Source organism: Turicibacter sanguinis, assembly GCF_013046825.1.
GTDB lineage: Bacteria > Bacillota_I > Bacilli_A > MOL361 > Turicibacteraceae > Turicibacter > Turicibacter sanguinis.
The window spans coordinates 2,727,727-2,748,901 of sequence record NZ_CP053187.1; the positions used below are offsets into that span (position 1 = coordinate 2,727,727).

The 21,175-nt window shown below is 34.6% G+C and carries 23 protein-coding genes; 4 read left to right on the forward strand and 19 right to left on the reverse strand.

Annotated features, from left to right (window positions below; translation table 11 throughout):
- Nucleotides 1-12: 12 nt before the first annotated feature.
- The 5 genes from HLK68_RS13220 to efp all read right to left on the reverse strand — a co-directional run bounded on the left by HLK68_RS13220 (nt 13) and on the right by efp (nt 4,365).
- Entirely contained in the window at nt 13-294 is a 282-nt protein-coding gene (locus HLK68_RS13220; RefSeq protein WP_129821770.1) for a stage III sporulation protein AD, read from the reverse strand.
- Between the two features lie 117 nt (nt 295-411).
- A complete protein-coding gene (locus HLK68_RS13225) occupies nt 412-615 on the reverse strand; it encodes a SpoIIIAC/SpoIIIAD family protein (RefSeq protein WP_006783304.1) in 204 nt (67 codons plus the stop codon).
- 672 nt (nt 616-1,287) lie between these two features.
- Entirely contained in the window at nt 1,288-1,455 is a 168-nt protein-coding gene (locus tag HLK68_RS13230; RefSeq protein ID WP_006783303.1) for a hypothetical protein, read from the reverse strand.
- A 657-nt stretch (nt 1,456-2,112) separates the two neighbouring features.
- A complete protein-coding gene (locus HLK68_RS13235) occupies nt 2,113-3,087 on the reverse strand; it encodes an IS30 family transposase (protein WP_055164376.1) in 975 nt (324 codons plus the stop codon).
- A 720-nt stretch (nt 3,088-3,807) separates the two neighbouring features.
- Nucleotides 3,808-4,365 carry an elongation factor P gene (gene efp, locus HLK68_RS13240; RefSeq protein WP_006783846.1) on the reverse strand — a complete coding sequence of 186 codons (558 nt, stop codon included), beginning with the start codon at nt 4,363-4,365 and terminating at the stop codon, nt 3,808-3,810.
- A gap of 290 nt (nt 4,366-4,655) precedes the next feature.
- On the opposite strand from efp, the gene HLK68_RS13245 reads away from it, so the two are divergent.
- Complete coding sequence (locus HLK68_RS13245) at nt 4,656-5,045, forward strand: rhodanese-like domain-containing protein (RefSeq protein ID WP_006783845.1); 390 nt, start codon at nt 4,656-4,658, stop codon at nt 5,043-5,045.
- 83 nt (nt 5,046-5,128) lie between these two features.
- Here the strand turns inward: HLK68_RS13245 and HLK68_RS13250 are convergent, their stop codons facing one another.
- Together HLK68_RS13250 and rpsU are read right to left on the reverse strand one after the other, a co-directional pair.
- Nucleotides 5,129-5,581 (reverse strand): GatB/YqeY domain-containing protein, encoded by a 453-nt coding sequence (locus HLK68_RS13250; RefSeq protein ID WP_006783844.1) that lies wholly within the window; start codon nt 5,579-5,581, stop codon nt 5,129-5,131.
- Between the two features lie 19 nt (nt 5,582-5,600).
- Entirely contained in the window at nt 5,601-5,789 is a 189-nt protein-coding gene (rpsU, locus tag HLK68_RS13255) for a 30S ribosomal protein S21 (protein ID WP_039931013.1), read from the reverse strand.
- A 160-nt stretch (nt 5,790-5,949) separates the two neighbouring features.
- Between rpsU and HLK68_RS13260 the strand changes: the two genes are divergently transcribed.
- From HLK68_RS13260 to HLK68_RS13270, 3 genes are all read left to right on the forward strand, one after another.
- Complete coding sequence (locus tag HLK68_RS13260; protein ID WP_006783842.1) at nt 5,950-7,263, forward strand: peptidoglycan bridge formation glycyltransferase FemA/FemB family protein; 1,314 nt, start codon at nt 5,950-5,952, stop codon at nt 7,261-7,263.
- A 69-nt stretch (nt 7,264-7,332) separates the two neighbouring features.
- Nucleotides 7,333-7,866, forward strand: a complete 534-nt coding sequence (locus HLK68_RS13265; RefSeq protein WP_006784566.1) for a helix-turn-helix domain-containing protein — start codon at nt 7,333-7,335, stop codon at nt 7,864-7,866.
- Nucleotides 7,821-8,711: an IS3 family transposase gene (locus HLK68_RS13270; protein ID WP_155062476.1), complete on the forward strand. Its 891-nt coding sequence runs from the start codon at nt 7,821-7,823 to the stop codon at nt 8,709-8,711. The genes HLK68_RS13265 and HLK68_RS13270 overlap by 46 nt, the downstream gene beginning before the upstream one ends.
- 45 nt (nt 8,712-8,756) lie before the next feature.
- Here the strand turns inward: HLK68_RS13270 and HLK68_RS13275 are convergent, their stop codons facing one another.
- The 12 genes from HLK68_RS13275 to HLK68_RS13330 all read right to left on the reverse strand — a co-directional run bounded on the left by HLK68_RS13275 (nt 8,757) and on the right by HLK68_RS13330 (nt 21,119).
- On the reverse strand, nt 8,757-10,202 hold the full coding sequence (locus tag HLK68_RS13275; RefSeq protein WP_006785258.1) for a UDP-N-acetylmuramoyl-L-alanyl-D-glutamate--2,6-diaminopimelate ligase: 1,446 nt from the start codon (nt 10,200-10,202) through the stop codon (nt 8,757-8,759).
- A 22-nt stretch (nt 10,203-10,224) separates the two neighbouring features.
- Nucleotides 10,225-11,529 (reverse strand): tRNA (N(6)-L-threonylcarbamoyladenosine(37)-C(2))-methylthiotransferase MtaB, encoded by a 1,305-nt coding sequence (gene mtaB, locus HLK68_RS13280; protein WP_006785257.1) that lies wholly within the window; start codon nt 11,527-11,529, stop codon nt 10,225-10,227.
- A gap of 40 nt (nt 11,530-11,569) precedes the next feature.
- Complete coding sequence (locus tag HLK68_RS13285; protein ID WP_006785256.1) at nt 11,570-12,316, reverse strand: 16S rRNA (uracil(1498)-N(3))-methyltransferase; 747 nt, start codon at nt 12,314-12,316, stop codon at nt 11,570-11,572.
- Between the two features lie 21 nt (nt 12,317-12,337).
- The gene (prmA, locus tag HLK68_RS13290; protein ID WP_006785255.1) at nt 12,338-13,276 is read right to left on the reverse strand and encodes a 50S ribosomal protein L11 methyltransferase; all 939 of its coding nucleotides are present in this window, start codon (nt 13,274-13,276) and stop codon (nt 12,338-12,340) included.
- A gap of 154 nt (nt 13,277-13,430) precedes the next feature.
- Nucleotides 13,431-14,579 carry a molecular chaperone DnaJ gene (gene dnaJ, locus HLK68_RS13295; RefSeq protein ID WP_006785254.1) on the reverse strand — a complete coding sequence of 383 codons (1,149 nt, stop codon included), beginning with the start codon at nt 14,577-14,579 and terminating at the stop codon, nt 13,431-13,433.
- A gap of 81 nt (nt 14,580-14,660) precedes the next feature.
- Nucleotides 14,661-16,475, reverse strand: a complete 1,815-nt coding sequence (gene dnaK / locus HLK68_RS13300) for a molecular chaperone DnaK (RefSeq protein ID WP_006785253.1) — start codon at nt 16,473-16,475, stop codon at nt 14,661-14,663.
- A 32-nt stretch (nt 16,476-16,507) separates the two neighbouring features.
- Nucleotides 16,508-17,062: a nucleotide exchange factor GrpE gene (gene grpE / locus HLK68_RS13305; RefSeq protein WP_006785252.1), complete on the reverse strand. Its 555-nt coding sequence runs from the start codon at nt 17,060-17,062 to the stop codon at nt 16,508-16,510.
- 12 nt (nt 17,063-17,074) lie between these two features.
- Nucleotides 17,075-18,097, reverse strand: coding sequence for a heat-inducible transcriptional repressor HrcA (hrcA, locus tag HLK68_RS13310; RefSeq protein WP_006785251.1), 1,023 nt, complete (start codon nt 18,095-18,097; stop codon nt 17,075-17,077).
- 198 nt (nt 18,098-18,295) lie between these two features.
- Nucleotides 18,296-18,610, reverse strand: a complete 315-nt coding sequence (gene trxA, locus HLK68_RS13315) for a thioredoxin (RefSeq protein WP_006785250.1) — start codon at nt 18,608-18,610, stop codon at nt 18,296-18,298.
- 182 nt (nt 18,611-18,792) lie between these two features.
- The gene (locus HLK68_RS13320) at nt 18,793-19,533 is read right to left on the reverse strand and encodes an amino acid ABC transporter ATP-binding protein (RefSeq protein WP_006785249.1); all 741 of its coding nucleotides are present in this window, start codon (nt 19,531-19,533) and stop codon (nt 18,793-18,795) included.
- A 9-nt stretch (nt 19,534-19,542) separates the two neighbouring features.
- Nucleotides 19,543-20,304, reverse strand: coding sequence for an amino acid ABC transporter permease (locus HLK68_RS13325; protein WP_006785248.1), 762 nt, complete (start codon nt 20,302-20,304; stop codon nt 19,543-19,545).
- Nucleotides 20,305-20,306: 2 nt separating this feature from the next.
- Nucleotides 20,307-21,119, reverse strand: a complete 813-nt coding sequence (locus HLK68_RS13330; RefSeq protein WP_006785247.1) for a transporter substrate-binding domain-containing protein — start codon at nt 21,117-21,119, stop codon at nt 20,307-20,309.
- Nucleotides 21,120-21,175 lie beyond the last annotated feature (56 nt).

Here is a 21,175-nt window from a genome sequence, read left to right on the forward strand (position 1 = left end):
AGTTCGTAAAGACTACAATATTGATAAAATTAGTTCAAATAAGGTGATAATCATCGGTAAACTGTACCCGATTAAATAGAGTTTTACAATATACTCAAACATTTTCCCTACATTACCAAGCTTTGCTTCTGTTAATAAAAAATTAACAAACTCAGCGTAATAAACAATTCCGATCAAACGAATGATAATCGTAACATACTGCTGTTCAATATTAAAATTCAAGAACACTGCTGTTAAGTCACCAATCATTTTGGAAAGAATTTGTAAGGCGACCATAAAAAAAAATGTTAGCAAGACAAGACTAAATCCTTTAGCATATTTCGGATTTACTTCTTCTAATAGCAAATAAACAAGTGCACATCCAATTACAAGTGAGATGATTTGAACAATATCAATGGCACACCACTCCTTCTACAACATGAAGATATTTCGTAAACTGGTCATTAATATTTCGATTAGTTGTACGATAAAAATAAGCATATAGACGTAACCAGCAAGTGTAATTAACTCACTGACGTCTTTTGCAATGTCTAACTTTTTAAAAACCATTCCTATAATTCCTAGCAAGAATCCGATTCCGGCAAATTGTAATATTTCAGTCACATCAATTGGCATCCCTTACACCTCATACTTTCGTTTAATTTGCTATTTAACTCTATGTTTAACTTATTTAAAAAATAACAAATAAACGATCTTCAGGAAGTAAATCTACAAGGCTATGGATTCATATCATTAAAAAGATGAGCTTTTACCCAAATTACAAACAGAATCCCTCCTATTTTTAGAATGCTCTGTCGAAATTTCATAAGAAAATTCTTTACTTCTCAACTCAAAGAGCCTATAACTCCCCCTTCCAGAACTAAAAACCTATCCTTAAGAAAATAAAAAAAGACTTTAAAAGTCGAAGCTCTAAAGTCTCTAAAACATGATGATTTTAATGTGTTAATGGATTTAAAACCTTACCCCATAACGAAGCAATGCCAGAAAGCGTTCATTATCTACGAGTTAAACCCATACTTTGAAGACGTAAGTGATAGACTATGATCACAACCTACAAGAATGTAGCAATATATTTGCGATAAAAATTTAGAACTACCAAATAAATTTCATAATCAACGCTAAAAAAGACACAACTATGTGTCTTTTCTCAAGTTATCTTTTGATAATAGGACTTAAATCTATCGGAATGCAAACAGAATCATCATTAGTACAAAAGCAATATCACATTATCACTTTTCAGATGCTACCTTTCTTTTTAATCCATCCAGTAGCATAGATTCTAACATCTTAGATATCAAAATTTTCAAATGCTGCATCTTCCAATTCTTGTAGCATCTTTGCATTTCTTCTTTTCTCTTTAAACGATTTTAAAGCCACACCTGAAATGAGTCCTGTTAAAATCACTGCTCCAATCGCTCCGTATTTACCTTTATTTTGTTTCATTTTTTCTAACATTCTTCATTCCTCCTTAGTGTTACTTAATTTGTTAACTTCATATTATCTGAATTTTCGACATAAAAACATTCTTTTTTTAAAATTTTTTATATGATATACTTAGGAGGTAAGCTTAATTTTCATAAAATGAATGAAGACATGATTATAGAGCAATTAATCACTGACATATTCACCGATCATGATACTAGAACGCGCCCTATGGCGTTTTTTTTATAAAAATTTAAATACTAGAATACAAAGTGATTTTCAACATTAAGAGACATCTTTTACACCTTATTCTTTCTTTTTTTTACCTAAATATAATAAGATTATAATCGACCATTATCAAGTGGTCCACCTAACACTAATTAACTATTACCCTTTTACATCGTTATAATTATTATTTTTTTAGCCCAGAGAGGTCCTTGTGGCCTCTTTTTCATTGCTATAACAAAAGTAGCACTGAAGTTCATCGATTCTATCATATTTGATGATGCTGATGAAGGAACGTCTTTTTTCATGGCATCAAAAAAAAGAGACATCACGTTTCTCTCCTGTTACAATGTAATGAGCTAAAGCAATATCGAAAAGATAAATCTTAATGTGTCACTCATAGTCCACTAGAAATTTTTTGAATCCTGAGTTGTCAATTTAAATCAGACAATTATTCATCACAAACTAAGCAATTGGAAGGAGTGAATCTAATCCAGTTGCTTTTTTCATGATTTCTTCTGGTGTGTAATAGTTTAAAGATCTTCTGGGTACACGATTATATTTCATCGCAATTTCATTTAATTTCTTTTGTGAATGTACGGATAAATCCGTGGATTTCGGTAGATCTTGTCTAACGATACTATTTGAATTCTCATTCAATCCTCGTTGTCCTGGTGCTCCTGGATCACTAAAGTAAATCTCAAGAGGTATCTTGCTTTCTTGTTCAATTTCTTTCCATCTAGAAAACTCTTTTCCTCGATCAAAGGTTATTGTTTTGATGTCGATTTCAACTTGTTCATTTAGCCAATTTAATGTCGCATCTTTGACATCTTGACTCTTACGACTTGCTTTTAATAGTACGATATATTTACTTTTCTTTTCAACTAAAGTGACAATGGCTGATTCACGATTCTTACCGACAATGGTATCCCCTTCAAAGTGCCCATATTCTTGATTCATCGAAGCTTTAGGATACTGCTTATCTCGCTCATGAATGGTTTTACAATCATTAATTCTCCCACGTGTTTCTTTGTGATTTTTAGGGTTATTCTTTCCTTTTCGACGGAGCTTTTTAGCGTCAATGACTCCATTTTTAACAAGCTTATATAATGTTTTAGTCGAGACTCTTTCTGAGTGATCCATGATCTTATCACGACCCGCGATAGCATCTAATGACCACCCTTGACCTAATAACTCATGAATATTCTTTAACTTCTGTTCTGATAACACACGTTCTTTTCTCCCACAACGCTTTTTATTTTGCTTGTAAGTGGAGTAGATTTCTTCAACTGTTAATCCTTGTTTGAATAAGCGATAATAGCGATACACTTTGTCTTTTCCAATGTTCATGCGACGTGCACATTCACGAGCGTTAACTCCTAAATAATAATTTGACTCTATATTTGTCAGCTGATTTATGTTAAGATGATGATAAGACATAGATGAAAACTCCTTAATTTGTTTGGCGATGAATTAAGTGTACCATCTATGTCTTTTTTATTACCATTAAATACGTTTACCAGTTGTCTGACTTAATTATATAATTCAGGAATCAAAAAATAAAAACTTCACCCTTCTTAATATGATGTTGAAACAGTTAAATTAAATGAATTCACTAAATTTTTTGAAAAAGAAATTTTGCCTTATCCCTCCACTCATGATAGAAACAGTGTGGAATTCTTTTGATTCCAATTAAAAAGTATGATTTTAAAACGTCTCATATTGTTATTTCCAAAACCTCACTCCCTGATATCGATCTAGATTTAAAGGAACAGTGTTATGATTGTGTGTATGATCGATTTACATTTACTCAAAAACATTTATTATTGAAAAGAACGGTTATACTTTCTACCATACAAAATACGAGATTGTTTTAGAGGTACAAAATAAAATTTCAGAGTGGCGGGTCCTCTACAGTTCACTCCTTTTATGAGCTATTAATACGTATTCTCATAACTCAAAACATAACTCAACTAAAATAAAAACACCTAGTCATTTCATCACAAGGCTTATTCTTAAAGTCATTCATTGTAATAGATGCAATACTCTTTGAGAAAGAACAAAAAAGACTTTAAAAGCCAAAGCTCTTAAAGTCTTTAAAATATAATAATATCAATATTTTATCCTATTCAAGATAAAATTTATAATGTTCCAAAGAAATTATCCGCGAGATACGTAACGTCCATCATTTGTGTTGATGATTAATTTATCTCCAACTTCAACGAATAAAGGAACTTGTAAAGAGTATCCAGTTGAAACTGTTGCACTCTTAGTTGCATTAGAAGCTGTGTTTCCTTTAACACCTGGCTCACATTCTACAACTTCTAATGTTACTTTTTCAGGAACTTCAACTCCTAAGATTTCACCGTTGTAGCTCATCACTTTAACTTCCATTCCATCAACTAAGAAGTTTTTCTCTTGCTCTAATTGAGCAGCCGTTAATTCAATTTGTTCATATGTTTCATTGTTCATGAAAACATACTCATCTCCCATTGAATATAAGAATTGCATTGTTGATTTTTCAACGTGTGCACGTTTAACTTTTTCACCTGCATTGAATGTATTATCAATAACAGCTCCAGAACGTAAGTTACGTAATTTAGAACGTACGAAGGCTTGTCCTTTACCTGGTTTTACGTGTTGGAATTCGATAATTTGGAATAAGTTTCCTTCATAATCGATAGTCATACCTGTTTTAAAATCGTTACTTGAAATCATAAAAATCCTCCTTGAACACTATACAAACTACTCCTTAGTAGTATGAGAATCATTTCCGTATTTAATTATAACGATTAATGGAGAAATTGTCTATTATAAACAGCTATTTTTCCCTATTCTCGACCTAAAATCAGCTTTTTCACCCTCGCTATTGAACAAAAAAAAACACTCTATCTTTCTATTTCTTTTCGTCTTTTCTCGTGATACGACGATACTTCTCTAAAAGGGCTTTATTTTTAATCTGAAATTCTGTAAAATAAAAGGTGTTGCGAATAAAGGAGGTTATGTGGATGAATTGGCCATTAATTATTAGTGCAATTCTTTTAGGATTGATCGTTGGATTATGGATTACTATGCGTCGTGAATCGAAAAAATGTGTGGTAAACTTAACAGAAGCAGAGTTTGTAGAGCAAATGCGTAAGGGACAGTTAATAGACCTTCGTAAGAAAGAAGAATTTGATCAAGGACATATTAACGGTGCTCGTAACATTCCTTTTGCTATTTTAACTCGTAATCCTGGAAAATTACGCAAGGATTTACCTATTTTCTTATATTGTGAAAAAGGAAAAGTAAGCAAACGTGCTGCTTTAGTTCTTTACGGTAAAGGATACGAGAAAATTTACCAACTCGAAGGTGGATTAACAGCTTGGACAGGTCCATTAAAAGCTACAAAAAAATAAAAACAAAAAGATTATTAGAATTAAATCTAATAATCTTTTTTTATTATTTGCAAATAATAAAAAAACACACAATTATGTGTGTTTTATTCTTGGCTTAAATAAGCTTTAACCAATTTACTAACTAAAGCACCGTCTGTACGCCCTTTTGTTTTAGGAACAACGGCACCCATTAACTTACCCATGTCAGATGGTTTTTCTGCGTTAATCATTTTAGCTGTTTCAGATATAATTTGTTTAAGCTCTTCCTCAGTAAGTTGCGCCGGTAAATAGGCATTCACGTATGTTAATTCTTGCTCGATTTTTGCTGCTAAATCTTCACGTGCTGCCTCTTTAAATTCTTTTAAAGAATCACGGCGTTGTTTAACTTCACGTGAAAGAACAGTAAGTTCTTGGTCTTCATTTAAATCTGTAACACCTAAATGAATGGCTTCATTTTGAAGTGAAGCTTTTAACATGCGAATAACTGATAAGCGATCTTTTTCTTTCGCTTTCATTGCTTCTTTCATGTCAGCATTTAATTGATCAAGTAATGCCACTGAGATCACCTATTTAAAATTAGTATTTGTTACGTTTGATTGCAGACTTGCGTGCTGCTTCTGATTTTTGTTTACGTTTGATACTCGGTTTAACGTAATATTCACGTTTACGAGCTTCAGTAAGGGTACCTACTTTAGATACTTCTCTCTTAAAACGACGTAATGCATCATCTAATGATTCGTTTTTTCGAACTACAGTTTTAGCCACCACTAACCCTCCTTCCGCTTCGCTACGATTAACAGTAATATTATACAACATCTTTTACGTTCTGTAAATAAAACAAAAAAAAATCATAAAAATGATTTTATGTTATAATAATAACCGATAATAAAAAGGTGGACAAACACTGAACTGAAGGTGGAGTTTTATGAAATTTGTAACCAATATTGATGCTAAAAAATTTAATGACTTTGTGTCAACTCATCCTAAAAATCATTTTCTACAAACCTATGAGTGGGGTGTTTTTAAATCAAAATCACCCGAGTGGTCATTTGAAACTGTGGGACTTGAAAACGATCAAGGAGAACTCGTTGCAGCTGCGTTAGTTCTCATTCGTTTTTTACCTATCATCAAACGTCCATTTTTATATATTCCACGTGGATTTGTGCTTGACTTTAATAATGAACAACAATTAAAAGATTTTACAGAAGGAATGAAAAACTTCGCAAAATCAAAAAAAGCAATTTTCTTTAAAATCGATCCAGACCTAAAATACGTTAATCGCACCATCGATGGTGAAATTGCAGAAGGGGCGTTCCCAAATGAGTCACTAATTCAATCTTTGCTTAACCTCAATTATAAACATTTAGGCTTCACACAAGATTTTGACTCTAGCATTCAACCTCGATATACTTTCCGCTTAGATTTAAAACCAGAAGAAAAAAACTTATTACAAGGCTGTCATACAAAAACACGCTACAATTTAAAAGTAGCACAAAAAAAAGGAATCGAAATTGTAGAAGGATCACGTGAAGATTTAACAAAATTTGAAGAAATTATGCGTATCACAGGAGAACGTGATGGATTCTTAACTCGTCCTCTTTCTTATTTTGAAGAAATGTATGACACACTAGCCCCTCATGGAATGTGCAAACTCTACTTAGCTAAGCTTAATACAGAGCAAGCCTTAAATAATTTAACGGAGGAACTAAATCAAACCACATCAACCATCGAACAATTAAACAATCAACTTCAAAATGCAGAATTAAATGAGAAGAAACGTCAAAAACTAATTAATAAATTAGAACCCGAAAAAAATAAACTTCAAAATATTACCCAACAATTAAAAGAAGTGGAACAATTGTATAAAGAACACCCAACAGGGATTACAATGTCAGGGATTATTACCACTTATTTCGGCAATAAAGCATGGTATTTATATGGAGCCAGTGATAATGTTTATCGTGAATTCATGCCAAACTACTTAATTCAATGGAAAGCTTTAACAGACGCTAAACAAGATGGATATGAAATTTACGACTTCTTTGGAATTAGTGGGAAAACAGATGAATCAGATCCATTATATGGTCTATATCGATTTAAAAAAGGATTTGGTGGAGAATTTACCGAATTTATTGGAGAATTTGATTACGTGATTGATCCCATTGGTTACTTTGCTTGGACCAAACTTTTACCACAATTTAAAAAATTCAAAAAAAGATTGCGCAATAAAAGACATTAAAAAAGGACACCGACATGTAGTGCACCCCAAATGTTAGACTTAAAAATCTAATGTTAGGGGTGCTTTTCTATGGCTAAATATAGCTCAGAATTTAAGTTGCATGTTGTTAACGAGTATTTGCAGGGAACTTTAGGTTACCGTTTGCTCGCTAAAAAATATCACATACCAAGTAAATCACAAATTGAAACGTGGGTTAGACAATATAAACAAACTGGAAGAAGTGGAGTTCAACGAAAAGAAAAACAAGAATATACTGGAGAATTTAAATTAAATGTATTAAACGATATGAAAACAACAGGTGCTTCATATAGTCAAACTGCTATCCATTTTGGATTATCAGAGATAGGAACGATTGCCAATTGGAAGGCAGACTTTCTAAAAGACGGTGCAGAGGCATTCTTTAAATCGAAAGGAAGGCCTCAAAATCCTATGACTAAATTAAAAGCATCTAAACAACCAAAAACTTTAACTCGTGAACAACAATTAGAAGAAGAACTTAAATTATTGAGAATCGAGAATGAATACTTAAAAAAGTGTCACGCCCATGGAATTACGCCATGGAGCCAAAGAATCAAATCGAAACAAGAATCATCCAAGAATTAACGGCTAATTTTAAATTAAGTGACATTTTAAAGGTCACAAAGTTTCCTAAATCAACCTATCACTATTGGGTCAATAAGATGAAACAAGTAAATCCTGATCAAGAGCTTGAAGAGCTGATTTTAATTATTTTTAAAGAGAGTGATGAGACTTACGGCTATCGTCGAATTCAAGATGAGCTTTATAATAGAGGAATTAGAATCAATCATAAAAAAGTATATCGTCTCATGAAAAAGCTTGGGATAATGTGTGTCAAGTTTGGTCGTAAATCACGTCAATATCGCTCATACAAAGGGACTGTTGGAACAGTGGCTAAGAATCGAATTAATCGCCGTTTTAATACACCGTATCCTTATCAAAAGTTAACAACAGATGTGACGGAGTTTAAAACACAAGAAGGAAAGAAATTATATTTGAGCCCTATAATGGATATGGCAACGGGTGAAATTTTATCTTTTTCAATTAGCCATAAACCTGATTTAAACTTTGTCATGGAATCATTATATCAAGTTCTTCCAATTCTTGAACAAGCTAAATATCGAACAACGATTCATTCTGATCAAGGTTGGCACTATCAACATAGACAATGGGTTCAAACATTAAAACAGAATAACATATTTCAAAGTATGTCTCGTAAAGGAAACTGTTTAGATCATTCTCCTATGGAAAATTTCTTCGAGATTCTTAAACAAGAAAAATATTATGGTAAAACATTCAAAACATATGAGGAGCTAAAAGAAGCAATTGAAGAATATATTGACTACTATAATCATAAACGAATCAAAAGAAAATTGGCTGGCATGAGTCCAGTTCAATACCGAATTCATACCAGCCAATTGGCTGCTTAATATTTAGTTCAACTTTTTGGGGTCACTACAACAAGGTGTCCTTTTTTATGCATTCTTTTCTAATCTTCTACGAAGTACTTCTTTCGCAACTTCACGATCATCTAAACGAATATTCCCACTTTTCCAATATTGGATTTGCTCATGACCTCGTCCTGCAATTAATACAATATCATTTTTCTGTGCTTTATTGATAGCAGTTTCAATTGCTTCAATCCGATCAACAATCACTTCATAATTCATTGGTTTAATTCCAGAAACCATTTCATTCAAAATATCAACCGGATCTTCTGAATGAGGATCATCTGTTGTAAAAATAACATCATCTGCATAATCAACGGATAACTTAGCGATAACTGGGCGTTTGGTACGATCTCGATCTCCTGGACATCCAATAACAACTTTGACCCCATTTTGTTTAATCCCGGTCACAAACTCTAACACTTTCTCAACCCCATCTGGCGTATGAGCATAGTCAACAATAACCGTAAAGTCTTGACCCTCATTAATAATTTCCATTCGGCCATCAACAGGCGATAATGTTTTAATTAACGCAATAATTTGTTCCATTGGCATCGAAGCCGAATAGGCAGAAGCCATAGCCCCTAGGGCATTATAAACATTAAATCTTCCTAAAAGCGGTGTTTGGACCTCATAGATCCCTTCTGGGCATGTCAATTTAAAACTTGTTCCAAATGACGTCATGTGAATATCCTCTGCTTTAAAGTCCGCATCCGACTCAATTCCATATGTATAAACAGCAGTCTGACTTTCTTTTAAGCGATTAACTAATTTTTCACCATACTCATCATCTAAATTCACAATCCCATGACCATCAGGAGTTAACATTTCAAACAACTTATATTTCGCTTCAAAATAGTCATCCATCGTTGGATGAAAATCTAAATGTTCTGGTGTCAGGTTTGTAAATAATGCAACTTTAAACTGACAGTAATCAACACGATGTAATTCTAAAGCATGTGAAGAAACTTCAATCGCAACTTGTTTTACGCCCTCTTCAACCATCTCATGAAAAATACGTTGCAAACTTAAAGGCTCAGGTGTTGTATTTTTAGGTTCAATGTAATGATTGGCATAGCGAATTCCATTTGTTCCAATGTATCCAACATGCCCTTCAAAACCAGTTAGAAGATGCTCTAAAATATAGGCTGTTGTTGTTTTTCCGTTTGTTCCAGTTAATCCAAATAAATTTAGCTTTTCTGTTGGTTTATTAAACATCAAATGCGCAAGCCTTGGAAGTTCAACTGCTGTATCTTTGACAATAATTTGAGGAATTGCAATATTTTCAAGTTCATATTCACAAACGATTGCAACAGCTCCAGCTTCTTCTGCTGACTTAGCAAAGCGATGCCCATCAACAGTATATCCCTTTATACACACAAATAAATCGCCTGGCTTTACTTGACGATTGTCTGTTGCAATACCGGTTACCTCAAAATCTTGTTCAACATTGAATAACGATTTAATATTCATGACATCACCTCTAATTATTCTGTTACTTCACGATTTCCCCTAAACAAATTGGATAATCTGCTTTTACAACCTTCACTGGCACAACTTCTCCAATTAAATCCGTTTCCCCTTTAAACTCCACTTTTACATAATTACTTGCATGCCCTACTAAATACCCTTCTTTTGTATGTGAGGCTTCTTCTGGAATAACTTGTAGAATTTTTCCTTCACAAGAACTTGCATATTCTTTAGCCAATTGTTCACTCAATGCTAATAATTTATTAACTCGCATCGACTTAACCATTTCTGGGACTTGATTTTCCATACGCGCAGCCGGCGTTCCATTACGCACTGAATACGGGAAGACGTGTAATTCAGAGAATCCGATACGTTTAATCGTCTCAACTGTTTCATTAAATAGCTCTTCTGTTTCTCCTGGGAAGCCTACAATCACATCTGTTGTAATTGCTAAATTGTCAAATAACTCACGTAACTCTTTTACCTTTGCCTCAAATTCAGCTAATGTATAGGGACGCTTCATTCCCTTTAAGATTTCATTTGATCCAGCTTGAAGTGGCATATGTAAATGGTTCACAATTTTATCTGACATTTTCATGGCAGTGATGACATCATCTGTCATTTCTGATGCCTCAATTGAAGAGATACGAATACGTTTTAATCCGTCAATTTTAATTAAGTCTTGAAGTAATTTACCAAAACTATAATCTTCTAAATCTTCACCATAAGCCGCTGTATGAATCCCTGTTAAAACGACTTCACAGTGACCATTCGCTACTAATTGCTTAACTTGATCAATAACGATTTCAGGTTTTTGAGAACGAACAGTTCCACGCGCCCAAGGAATAATGCAATACGTACAGAAATTATTACATCCATCTTGAATTTTTAATGTTGCACGCGTACGGTCTGAGAATTGAGAAACATTCAATGTTTCAAATCCATCTACCTTGAAAACATTTTGAATTTGTGAAATCGGTTGACGCTCTTCACGATATTTTTGAACTAATTGAGGAATTTGGTCACGTCCATGTGTTCCAATCACAATATCAACGCCCTCGATATCCATAATTTCTTTTGGTTTGGTTTGTGCGTAACATCCCATGACACACATAACGGCCTCAGGGTTACGACGAATGGCACGACGAATCACTTGACGACTTTTTTTATCTCCTGTATTCGTGACCGTACACGTATTAATGATATAGACATCTGCTACACCTTTAAAATCTACTTTTTCATAACCTTCATTTTTAAATAACTCCCATACTGCTTCTGTTTCATAATGATTTACTTTGCATCCTAATGTATGAAATGCTACAGTCGGCATAAAATCATTCCTTTCCCTATGACAAATCTTGTTGTGATATTTAAAATTCTAATGCAAACGAAATCGCACTCAACGCGTAAATCGGTGCTGTTTCTGTTCTTAAAATGCGAGGCCCTAATGCACACGGTTTAAATCCATGCTGGATTAATAAATCAACTTCTTTTTCTCCAACGCCTCCCTCAGGCCCAACTAATAACAATAACGTTGCACCTGGTTTTATATTTTCTAACGTTTGTTTTAATTGAGCTAATTCACCTTGTTTGGCTGTTTCTTCATAAGCAAACAAGCAAACATCGTAATGTTTAGATTGTTCTAAGAAAGCCTTAAAGGTATGAACAGAATGAACTTTTGGAACCACTTGACGATGAGACTGTTCAGCAGCTTCTTTTGCAATCTTATTCCATCGTTCAACCTTTTTCACTTCCTTTTTAGCATCTAGTTTAACAACACAACGTTCCATACTTACCGGCATAAAGTTAGTTGCTCCACACTCCGTTGCCTTTTGAATGACCCATTCAAATTTATCTCCTTTAGGTAACCCTTGGGCAATCGTGACCTCAATGGGTAATTCCGTATCACTTTCAATTGCTTCACCAATTTCTCCCGTCACTTCATCTGGTGTTACGGCTGTAATCGTGAGATAATAACATTCTTTATCTTCATTACAAACAATGATTCGCTCACCGACTTCCATTCGCATGACACGGGCGATATGATGAGCATCTTCATCAGTAATTCGAACTTGTTTCGCTTGAAACTGATGATTTTTTAAAAAATAACGTTGCATTACGTTGCCTCCAATTCGACTTTAACCTTCGTATGTTGCCACAATCGCAACCCATCCATTTTTTTCTCTCACTTCTTCAATCTTAAATTGATGGGCAACTAAAGCATCTAATACTGCTTGTTTTTCATGGTCAACAATACCAGAACAAATAAACGTTTGACCTTGTGGTAATACTTTCACCACATCATCTAACATATTAATAATAATCGGTGCTAATATATTAGCTACCATTAACGTTGGAGCTTCTGATAACGCCTCCACCCCATCAATTAAATTGTTTTTCTCAATGATAATGTTTTGACAATGATTCATTTCAATATTTTCTTTTGCACGAATCACTGCCATTGCGTCCAAGTCAACCGCATAAACCAAACGACATCCAAGTTTTGAAGCAGCGATTGCTAAAATTCCAGAACCAGTTCCTACATCAACAACGACTTGACTTGAATTGGCATACTGTTCAATCAATTCTAAACATAATTGTGTCGTTTCATGCGTTCCAGATCCAAAGGCCATTCCCGGATCTAACATAATCTCTGTCACATTAGGATCAGTTGTAGGTTCAAGCCAACAAGGTTTAATCACTAGCGTCTTCGTAATTTCAATTGGAGTATAATGTTTTTTCCAACTATTTGCCCAGTCTTCTTCATCTAACATTTTGATTTCCAGTTTATTATGGTCAAAGTTATCAAATTTTAAATTTAATAATTGCGTTCTCACAAATTCTAACTGTGTTTCAATATCTGACGTTACGGCTAAATAGCCTTTAATGATAACTCCATCACTTGGATAATCATTAGGATTTAGGCGATAAATTTCACCAAAATGATCCTCATGTGATTCTGTTACGGTATTTGAATCTTCAAGTAAGACTCCCTTCGAACCAGCCTCAATAAAAATATTACTAACTAAATCATACGCTTCATGCGTTGAATGAAAACTTAACTCTAACCAGTTCATGAAGTCACCTCATTTATCAATTTTATCTCTAAATTATAACACAATTCATCAAAAACTAAAAATTATGTTCTTTTGTTTAATATTGTAAATTTTTTATAGTGTCATTCTTTTTCCATAAAAAAATTGTAAGGATTCTTCATCCTTACAATTTTCATTATTTAAAGGCCTTTTTTAACTTATCCCAGATTGAACCTGTTTTATCTTCTAACTGATCAAATTCATGTAATAATTCACGTTGACGATGACTTACTTTTTTAGGAACGACTAATTTAACTTTGACATATAAGTCTCCCGTCATTTCGCGGTTAATGTATTTAATTCCTTTATTACGAACTCTAAATTCAGTTCCTGGTTGTGTTCCTTCTGGAATTTTTAAAGCCACTTTTCCATTTAACGTCGGTACTTCAACTTCAGCTCCTAAAGTTGCTTGACTAAATGAGATTGGAATTTCACAACGAAGGTCATAACCATCGCGAACAAAGAAATCATGTGGTAAGACTCTAAATCCAACATATAAATCTCCACTTGGTCCGCCATTACGTCCCGCTTCTCCTTGACCTGTTAAGCGGATTTGTTGACCATCATCAATTCCAGCTGGAACTTTAACTTCAATCGTTTTTTGACGGTTAACTGTTCCATGCCCTGAACAAGCATCACATTTATGTTTAATCTTTTTACCCGTTCCAGAACAGTCAGGACAAGTCGTTTGAGTTTGCATACGTCCAAGAATCGTATTTTGAACTTCCACAACGCGTCCTGTTCCACTACAACGAGAACATGTTTCAATATCGTCTTTAGAACGTGCTCCTGATCCCCCACATTTTGTACATTCTTCTTCACGATTTACTGTAATCTCTTTTGTCACGCCAAATGCAGCTTCTTCAAACGTAATCGTTATTGTTTGCTTTAAATCATTACCACGTTGTGGGGCATTTGGATTTCGACGATTTGAGCCACCACCGAATCCGCCGAATCCGCCTCCGAACATACTTTCAAATATATCTTCGAATCCGCCTCCGAATCCGCCTTGTGCTCCACCAAATCCTCCGAATCCGCCAAATCCACCTTGGCCACCGAATCCATCTGTTGCTGCATGTCCATATTGATCATAGGCTGCGCGCTTTTGCTCATCGCTAAGCACCTCATATGCTTCTTGTACCTCTTTGAACTTTTCTTCTGCATTTGCTTCCGTTGCAACATCAGGATGATACTGTTTAGCTAACTTACGGTAAGCGCGCTTAATTTCTTGATCAGTTGCTGTTTTTGAAACACCTAGCACCTCATAATAATCACGTTTTGCCATGCTGTACCCTCCTTTTATTCTTTCATAATATACCATAAAAAAAGTCAAAGTCATAGTAGACTTTGACTTTTAAATTTTTTATTAAACTTCTTTATATTCAGCGTCTACAACTGAATCATCACTTGAATTTGCTCCTGCATCACCTTGTGCCGCTTGAGCTGCCTCAGCTGCTTGAGAATAAACTTTAACCGCTAATTCTTGAGCTAATTTTTCAAGTTCATCTTTTTTCACTTTAACTTCATCGAAATTGTTATCGCTTAATGCTTTTTCTAATGCTTCAACTGCATTTTTAATGTTTGTTTTTTCTTCTTCAGTTGCTTGTTCTCCAAGTTCTGAAACTGATTTATTTGCCGCAAAGATTAATTGCTCTGCTTCATTACGTAAATCTGCTTGTTCTTTACGTTTTGCATCTGCATCTGCATTTTCTTCTGCTTCACGGACCATGCGTTCAATTTCTTCATCTGTTAATCCTGAACCAGAAGTGATGGTGATACGTTGTTCTTTTTGTGTACCTAAATCTTTTGCTTTAACATTTACAATCCCATTAGCATCGATATCAAATGTTACTTCGATTTGAGGGATACCACGTGGTGCAGCTGGAATATCTCCTAATTGGAAGCGTCCTAATGTTTTGTTATCTGATGCCATTGGACGTTCACCTTGTAAAACGTGAATATCTACGGCTGGTTGGTTATCTGCAGCTGTTGAGAACACTTGAGATTTAGATGTTGGAATTGTTGTATTACGAGGGATTAAAACCGTCATCACTTGTCCCATTGTCTCGATACCTAAAGATAATGGTGTAACGTCTAATAATAAGATATCTTTAACATCTCCTTGTAACACCCCACCTTGGATAGCAGCTCCCATTGCAACTACTTCGTCTGGGTTAACTCCTTTATTAGGTTCTTTTCCTAATTCATTTTTGATTGCTGTTTGCACGGCAGGAATACGAGTTGATCCACCAACTAATAAAACTTGATCTAAATCATTTGCAGTCATCTTAGCATCTTTTAATGCTTGACGAACTGGTCCCATTGTACGTTCAACAAGAGTTGAAGTCATCGCATCAAATTGAGCACGTGATAAAGTTTTTTCTAAATGTAAAGGTCCTGTTGCATTCATTGAGATGAATGGTAATGAAATTTGGACAGATGTCACTCCTGATAAGTCTTTTTTAGCTTTTTCAGCCGCATCTTTTAAACGTTGCATTGCCATTTTATCTGCTGATAAATCAACACCTGTTTCTGATTTAAATTCTTTTACTAACCAGTCAATAATCACTTGGTCGAAATCATCTCCACCTAAACGATTATCTCCCGCTGTTGATAATACTTCAAATGTTCCATCTGCTAACTCAAGAATTGAAACGTCAAAAGTTCCTCCTCCTAAGTCATATACTAAAATTGTTTGTTCTTTATCTGTTTTATCTAATCCATAAGCTAAAGCTGCTGCTGTTGGTTCATTGATGATACGTTTAACATCAAGACCTGCAATACGTCCTGCATCTTTAGTCGCTTGACGTTCAGCATCATTGAAGTAAGCTGGAACTGTAATAACTGCTTCAGTTACTGGTTCACCTAAGTATGCTTCAGCCGTTGCTTTTAAATTTTGTAAAATAATTGCTGAAATTTCTTGTGGTGTATAAGATTTTCCTTCAATTGTTTCTTTATGGTTTGTTCCCATATGACGTTTAATAGACATGATTGTATTTGGATTTGTAATTGCTTGACGTTTTGCAACATCACCTACTTGACGTTCTTCACCTTTGAATGATACAACTGATGGCGTTGTACGAGCTCCTTCTGGATTAGCGATAACTTTCGCTTCTCCACCTTCCATAACTGCAACACATGAGTTAGTTGTTCCTAAGTCAATACCAATAATTTTACCCATTGAGATTCATCCTCCTATATAACAATTTAGAATTATTCGCTTACTTTTACCATTGAAGGTCTAATAACACGATCTTTTAATTTATAACCTTTTTGAAGTTCTTGTAAAACCATTCCTGATTCTACCCCTTCAACTGCTTCTTGCATCACAGCTTGATGCACAGTTGGATCGAAGGCCACGCCTTCTGCTTTAATGACTTCAACCCCTTCTTGCTTTAATGCCTCAAGTAATTGGGTATGAATCATTTTAAATCCTGTTAAGAATGTTTTTGTATTTTCATCTTCAACCGTACTAGATAAAGCACGCTCAAAGTTATCAATCGCTGGAATAATATTCGTAATCACAGCCTGTGAGCGATATTTCGCTTCACGAACGCGTTCTTCATTCATACGACGTTTAAAGTTTTCAAGTTCAGCTGCATTACGTAACAATTGATCTTTCAGATCTTGAATTTGTTGTTTTAATTCCACTGTTTCATCGATAACTTCTGATTCCGTCTCACACTGGCAATCACCATTTGCTTCTTGGCAACCTGCTTCTTCATTTAATTCTTCTAATTCTTCAACTGGTTGGGTTTCCTTATTCAACCGCCCCACCTCCTATTTATATAAATCAGACATAATTCGTGCGACATGCTCAAGAAGTGGAATGATTTTTCGATACTCCATTCTCGTCGGTCCTAAAACCGCAATCTTCCCAAATTCATGGTCACTAATTTGGTACGGAACCGTGATTAGTGTACAGTTTTCCATCGCTTTTATTTCGTTTTCTTGTCCAATTTTAACCGTCAATTCATGAGTCTCATCATCTGACTCAATAACTTTTACAATCTCATCTGCTTCAATCATACTAAACAAATGATAAGCTTTATCTAAATCATTGAATTCTGGTTGTTTCAAAATATTAGATTTTCCACTTAGAATATAATTGTTTTGAGAGAGCGACTGAGAAAGTAATTGAAGCATTGTATACATAATTTCCTCTTTGTATGTAATGAAATCATGTAATTGATTTTCAAAGCTTTCAGTTAACTTATCATGGATTTCACCCACAAATTCACCGACAAGTAATTCATCGAGCGCTTTAATAATGGTCTCCATTTTTTTAATATCAATATTGTCAGGAATCGTAATTGTCCGACTCTCAACATGCCCTTGGTCTGTAATAAGAACAAAGACAGCTTGTGCATCTGAAATCGGAACAAACTGAATTTTTTTCACTCGACTGTAATCACGAGAGGGACCTAATAAAATTGACGTATAATTCGTTAAACTTGAGAGCAATTTAACCGCTTCTTTAATGGTTGTTTCACGTTCAAATTGTTTTTGATTTAACAATTGTTTAAATATTCCTACTTCTGGTGTTGTCTCCATAGGTTCTTCTTTTACAAGGTAGTCTACGTAATAACGATATCCCTTTTGACTCGGGATCCGACCACTTGACGTATGTGTTTTTTCAAGAAAGCCCAAATCTTCTAAATCTGCCATTTCATTTCGAATCGTAGCAGCTGAAAAATTCAGTTCTTCTTTTTTAGATAAGACGCGCGAACCTACTGGCTGTGCCGTGTGTATGAACTCTTCTACAATTGCCTTTAAAACAAGTATTTGTCGTTCCGTTAGCAATGTAAACACCTCTTTTAGCACTCGTTATCATCAAGTGCTAATACCATTATATATAACCTTATTAGCACTGTCAACTCATTAGTGCTAATTTTTTATTTTTTTCAGAAGTCTAACTTCAGCAACCGTCTACCTTGATTAATATTCTCATTTCATGCTATTTCATACAAAAAAAGACACTCCTAGGAGCGTCTTTTTGAATTATTTATGCGATTCAATTAATGATAATAACGACGCTTTTGGTTGGAATCCAACTGTTTGCTGAACTGCTTGACCGTCTTTAAATAAAATTAATGTTGGAATTGACATCACTTTAAATTGTGACGCAACACCTGGACAATGATCCACGTTTACTTTAACAATTTTAGCAACACCTTGTAATTCAGTCGCTAACTCTTCTAGAACAGGCGCAATCATCTTACATGGTCCGCACCAATCTGCATAAAAATCAACTAAAACTAATCCAGTTGCAATTTCTTGAGCAAAATTTTCTTCTGTTGCATGAATAACTGCCATGTTTATTTCCTCCTCTAATACTTCTTGATAGTCTATCATAAGTATATCATATTACCATGAAATTACAAATAGATTGCACTTTCACCCAAATATTATTTCACATTTTTAGACACCTATCCCCATAACTTTCTAACAATCCCTTTATTTTAAACAGTAAATGGAGCGCCAACATGATCCTTTAACTAATTTAAATATCGGCGTAAAAATTCTTTCGTTCGTGCCTGTTTAGGATTTACAAAGATTTCATCTGGTGTTCCTTCCTCAGCAATCACCCCTCGATCCATAAAAACAACTCGATGACTCACCTCTTTAGCAAATCCCATTTCATGTGTCACCACAATCATCGTTAATCCATCCTCCGCTAATTGTTTCATGACTTTTAAAACGTCACCCACCATTTCGGGATCAAGGGCACTTGTCGGTTCATCAAATAACAATACTTCTGGTTCCATACATAAAGCACGCGCAATGGCTACACGTTGTTTTTGCCCCCCTGATAATTGTGAACTACTTGCATGAGCAAATGATTTCATTCCGACCTTCTCTAAATAAAACATCGCTTTTTCGATCGCCTCTTCTTTTCTTCGTTTCAATACTTTTGTTTGTCCAATGACACAATTATCAAGAACTGTTTTATTTTGAAACAAATTAAAACTTTGAAACACCATCCCGACTTTAGTTCGGTATTGATTAACATTAAGTTCTCCCTTTAAAATATCCTGGCCTCGATATAAGATTTCACCACTATCTGGAATTTCTAATAAATTAAGGCATCGAAGTAGAGTTGATTTCCCACTTCCACTTGATCCAATAATCGTAATAACTTCTCCTTTATCCACATGAAACTCTATGTTTTTTAAAACCTCTAGTTCTCCAAATCGTTTTTCTAAATGATGGATGTTGATCATCGTATTTTCTGCCATACTCTCCTCCTAAAGATTTGCCATTGGAACCGTTTGCGATGATGGAAATGAAGTTTTTTTCACGTTCATTTTCTTTTCAATCCAACCTAAAATTTGTGCTGTAATTGTCGTTAACACTAAATAAATGAGGCACGTAATAAAAAACGTCTCAGAATATAGCATCACACTTCCTGCTACTGATTTAGATTGGAAGAAAACTTCAATCACCCCAATGACATTTAACATTGAACTATCTTTAATATTCACAATAAATTCATTTCCAATAGAAGGAAAGGCGTTTTTAATCGCCTGAGGTAAGATAATGTACATCATCGATTGAAAAGCGGTCATTCCAATACTTCTAGCGGCTTCAAGTTGCCCTTTATCCACTGACTGAATACCTGAACGGATAATTTCTGCCATATAAGCCCCAGTATTAACCGAAATAATCACAATCCCTGCAGTTAATGAACTCCACCCTAGAATAGGACGTAAAGCATGATATAAAAACATCGCTTGCACCATCATTGGAGTCCCTCTAAAAAACCAAACGTAAAGACCTATCAAACAGTGCATCATTTTTTTTAACACTTTTACACTTTTTAAGTCTCTTGGTTCAATTGTAATCGCACGCAATCCCCCTAGAACTAACCCAATAACTAAGCCTAACATCGTTCCTAAAAAAGCTAAAATGAGTGTCATTTTAATTCCATACATGAACAAATCAAAATTTTTAACAAATAAAGAAAATGATTTATTTAAAAAGCCATTTTGAGTCGTTAAGAACATCATAATTATTCACCTGTTGGCGCACTTTCGCGAGATTCTGTCATCCATTCATTTCGAGTCGAATCTGAAATATTATCTAAAGCAGATTGAACTTGATTAAAGAACTCTGTACCACGACTGCCTTCTTTTAATCCAATTGAAACAGATGTATCAATATCAAATCCTTTACCTTCTGCAAAGTGAACAATAGTCAAATCTGGATTAGCTTGAATGACCCCTTCGGCAACGGGTAATTCAGCCGTAATAGCATCTGCTTCATTTGATTGTAAAGAGACCACTAACTCAGGATAAGAAGATTTAGGTGTTAAGTGATTCACCCCTTCAATTTGGTCAATTACCGTATCATAATTAGTATTCATCTGTCCAATCACATTTTTACCACTAAAATCTTGAATAGATGTTGCATGAACTAAATCATCGTCTGCACGAACAATCAGTACCATTTCTGATTCAAAATAAGGTGTCGTAAAATCAATTCCTTGTTCACGTTCCTCATTAGCGGTCATCCCAGCAATAATCGCATCAATTTCTCCCGATTCTAGTGATAATTGCAAACCATCCCACTCTAATTTTTTAATCACTAACTCTTTTTCCATGCTCTTTGCAATTTCATTTGCAATTCTCACATCGTATCCATCACAAAATCCTGCTCCACCAATTGATACACTTGTCTGTGTTGGTGCTGACGTTTGCCAGTTAAACGGAGCATAATTACATTCCATTCCAACCGTAAACGTATCTTTTGAATTACTTGTAGCATTCCCGCTACATCCTGCAAGCAAAATACATCCTGCTAACGTTACAACTAATTTTCTCATATTAAAATCTCCCCTTTGATTAAAATTGATTGTAACAAAAAAAGTCGTGCTATTAA

Coding starts and splice junctions, on each gene's coding strand:
- HLK68_RS13225 (WP_006783304.1), bottom strand. CDS start 615: ATGCCAATTGATGTGACTGAAATATTACAATTTGCCGGAATCGGATTC.
- HLK68_RS13230 (WP_006783303.1), bottom strand. CDS start 1,455: ATGTTAGAAAAAATGAAACAAAATAAAGGTAAATACGGAGCGATTGGA.
- HLK68_RS13235 (WP_055164376.1), bottom strand. CDS start 3,087: ATGTCTTATCATCATCTTAACATAAATCAGCTGACAAATATAGAGTCA.
- efp (WP_006783846.1), bottom strand. CDS start 4,365: ATGATTTCAAGTAACGATTTTAAAACAGGTATGACTATCGATTATGAA.
- HLK68_RS13245 (WP_006783845.1), top strand. CDS start 4,656: ATGAATTGGCCATTAATTATTAGTGCAATTCTTTTAGGATTGATCGTT.
- HLK68_RS13260 (WP_006783842.1), top strand. CDS start 5,950: ATGAAATTTGTAACCAATATTGATGCTAAAAAATTTAATGACTTTGTG.
- HLK68_RS13265 (WP_006784566.1), top strand. CDS start 7,333: ATGGCTAAATATAGCTCAGAATTTAAGTTGCATGTTGTTAACGAGTAT.
- HLK68_RS13270 (WP_155062476.1), top strand. CDS start 7,821: ATGGAGCCAAAGAATCAAATCGAAACAAGAATCATCCAAGAATTAACG.
- HLK68_RS13275 (WP_006785258.1), bottom strand. CDS start 10,202: ATGAATATTAAATCGTTATTCAATGTTGAACAAGATTTTGAGGTAACC.
- mtaB (WP_006785257.1), bottom strand. CDS start 11,529: ATGCCGACTGTAGCATTTCATACATTAGGATGCAAAGTAAATCATTAT.
- HLK68_RS13285 (WP_006785256.1), bottom strand. CDS start 12,316: ATGCAACGTTATTTTTTAAAAAATCATCAGTTTCAAGCGAAACAAGTT.
- prmA (WP_006785255.1), bottom strand. CDS start 13,276: ATGAACTGGTTAGAGTTAAGTTTTCATTCAACGCATGAAGCGTATGAT.
- dnaJ (WP_006785254.1), bottom strand. CDS start 14,579: ATGGCAAAACGTGATTATTATGAGGTGCTAGGTGTTTCAAAAACAGCA.
- dnaK (WP_006785253.1), bottom strand. CDS start 16,475: ATGGGTAAAATTATTGGTATTGACTTAGGAACAACTAACTCATGTGTT.
- trxA (WP_006785250.1), bottom strand. CDS start 18,610: ATGGCAGTTATTCATGCAACAGAAGAAAATTTTGCTCAAGAAATTGCA.
- HLK68_RS13320 (WP_006785249.1), bottom strand. CDS start 19,533: ATGGCAGAAAATACGATGATCAACATCCATCATTTAGAAAAACGATTT.
- HLK68_RS13325 (WP_006785248.1), bottom strand. CDS start 20,304: ATGATGTTCTTAACGACTCAAAATGGCTTTTTAAATAAATCATTTTCT.
- HLK68_RS13330 (WP_006785247.1), bottom strand. CDS start 21,119: ATGAGAAAATTAGTTGTAACGTTAGCAGGATGTATTTTGCTTGCAGGA.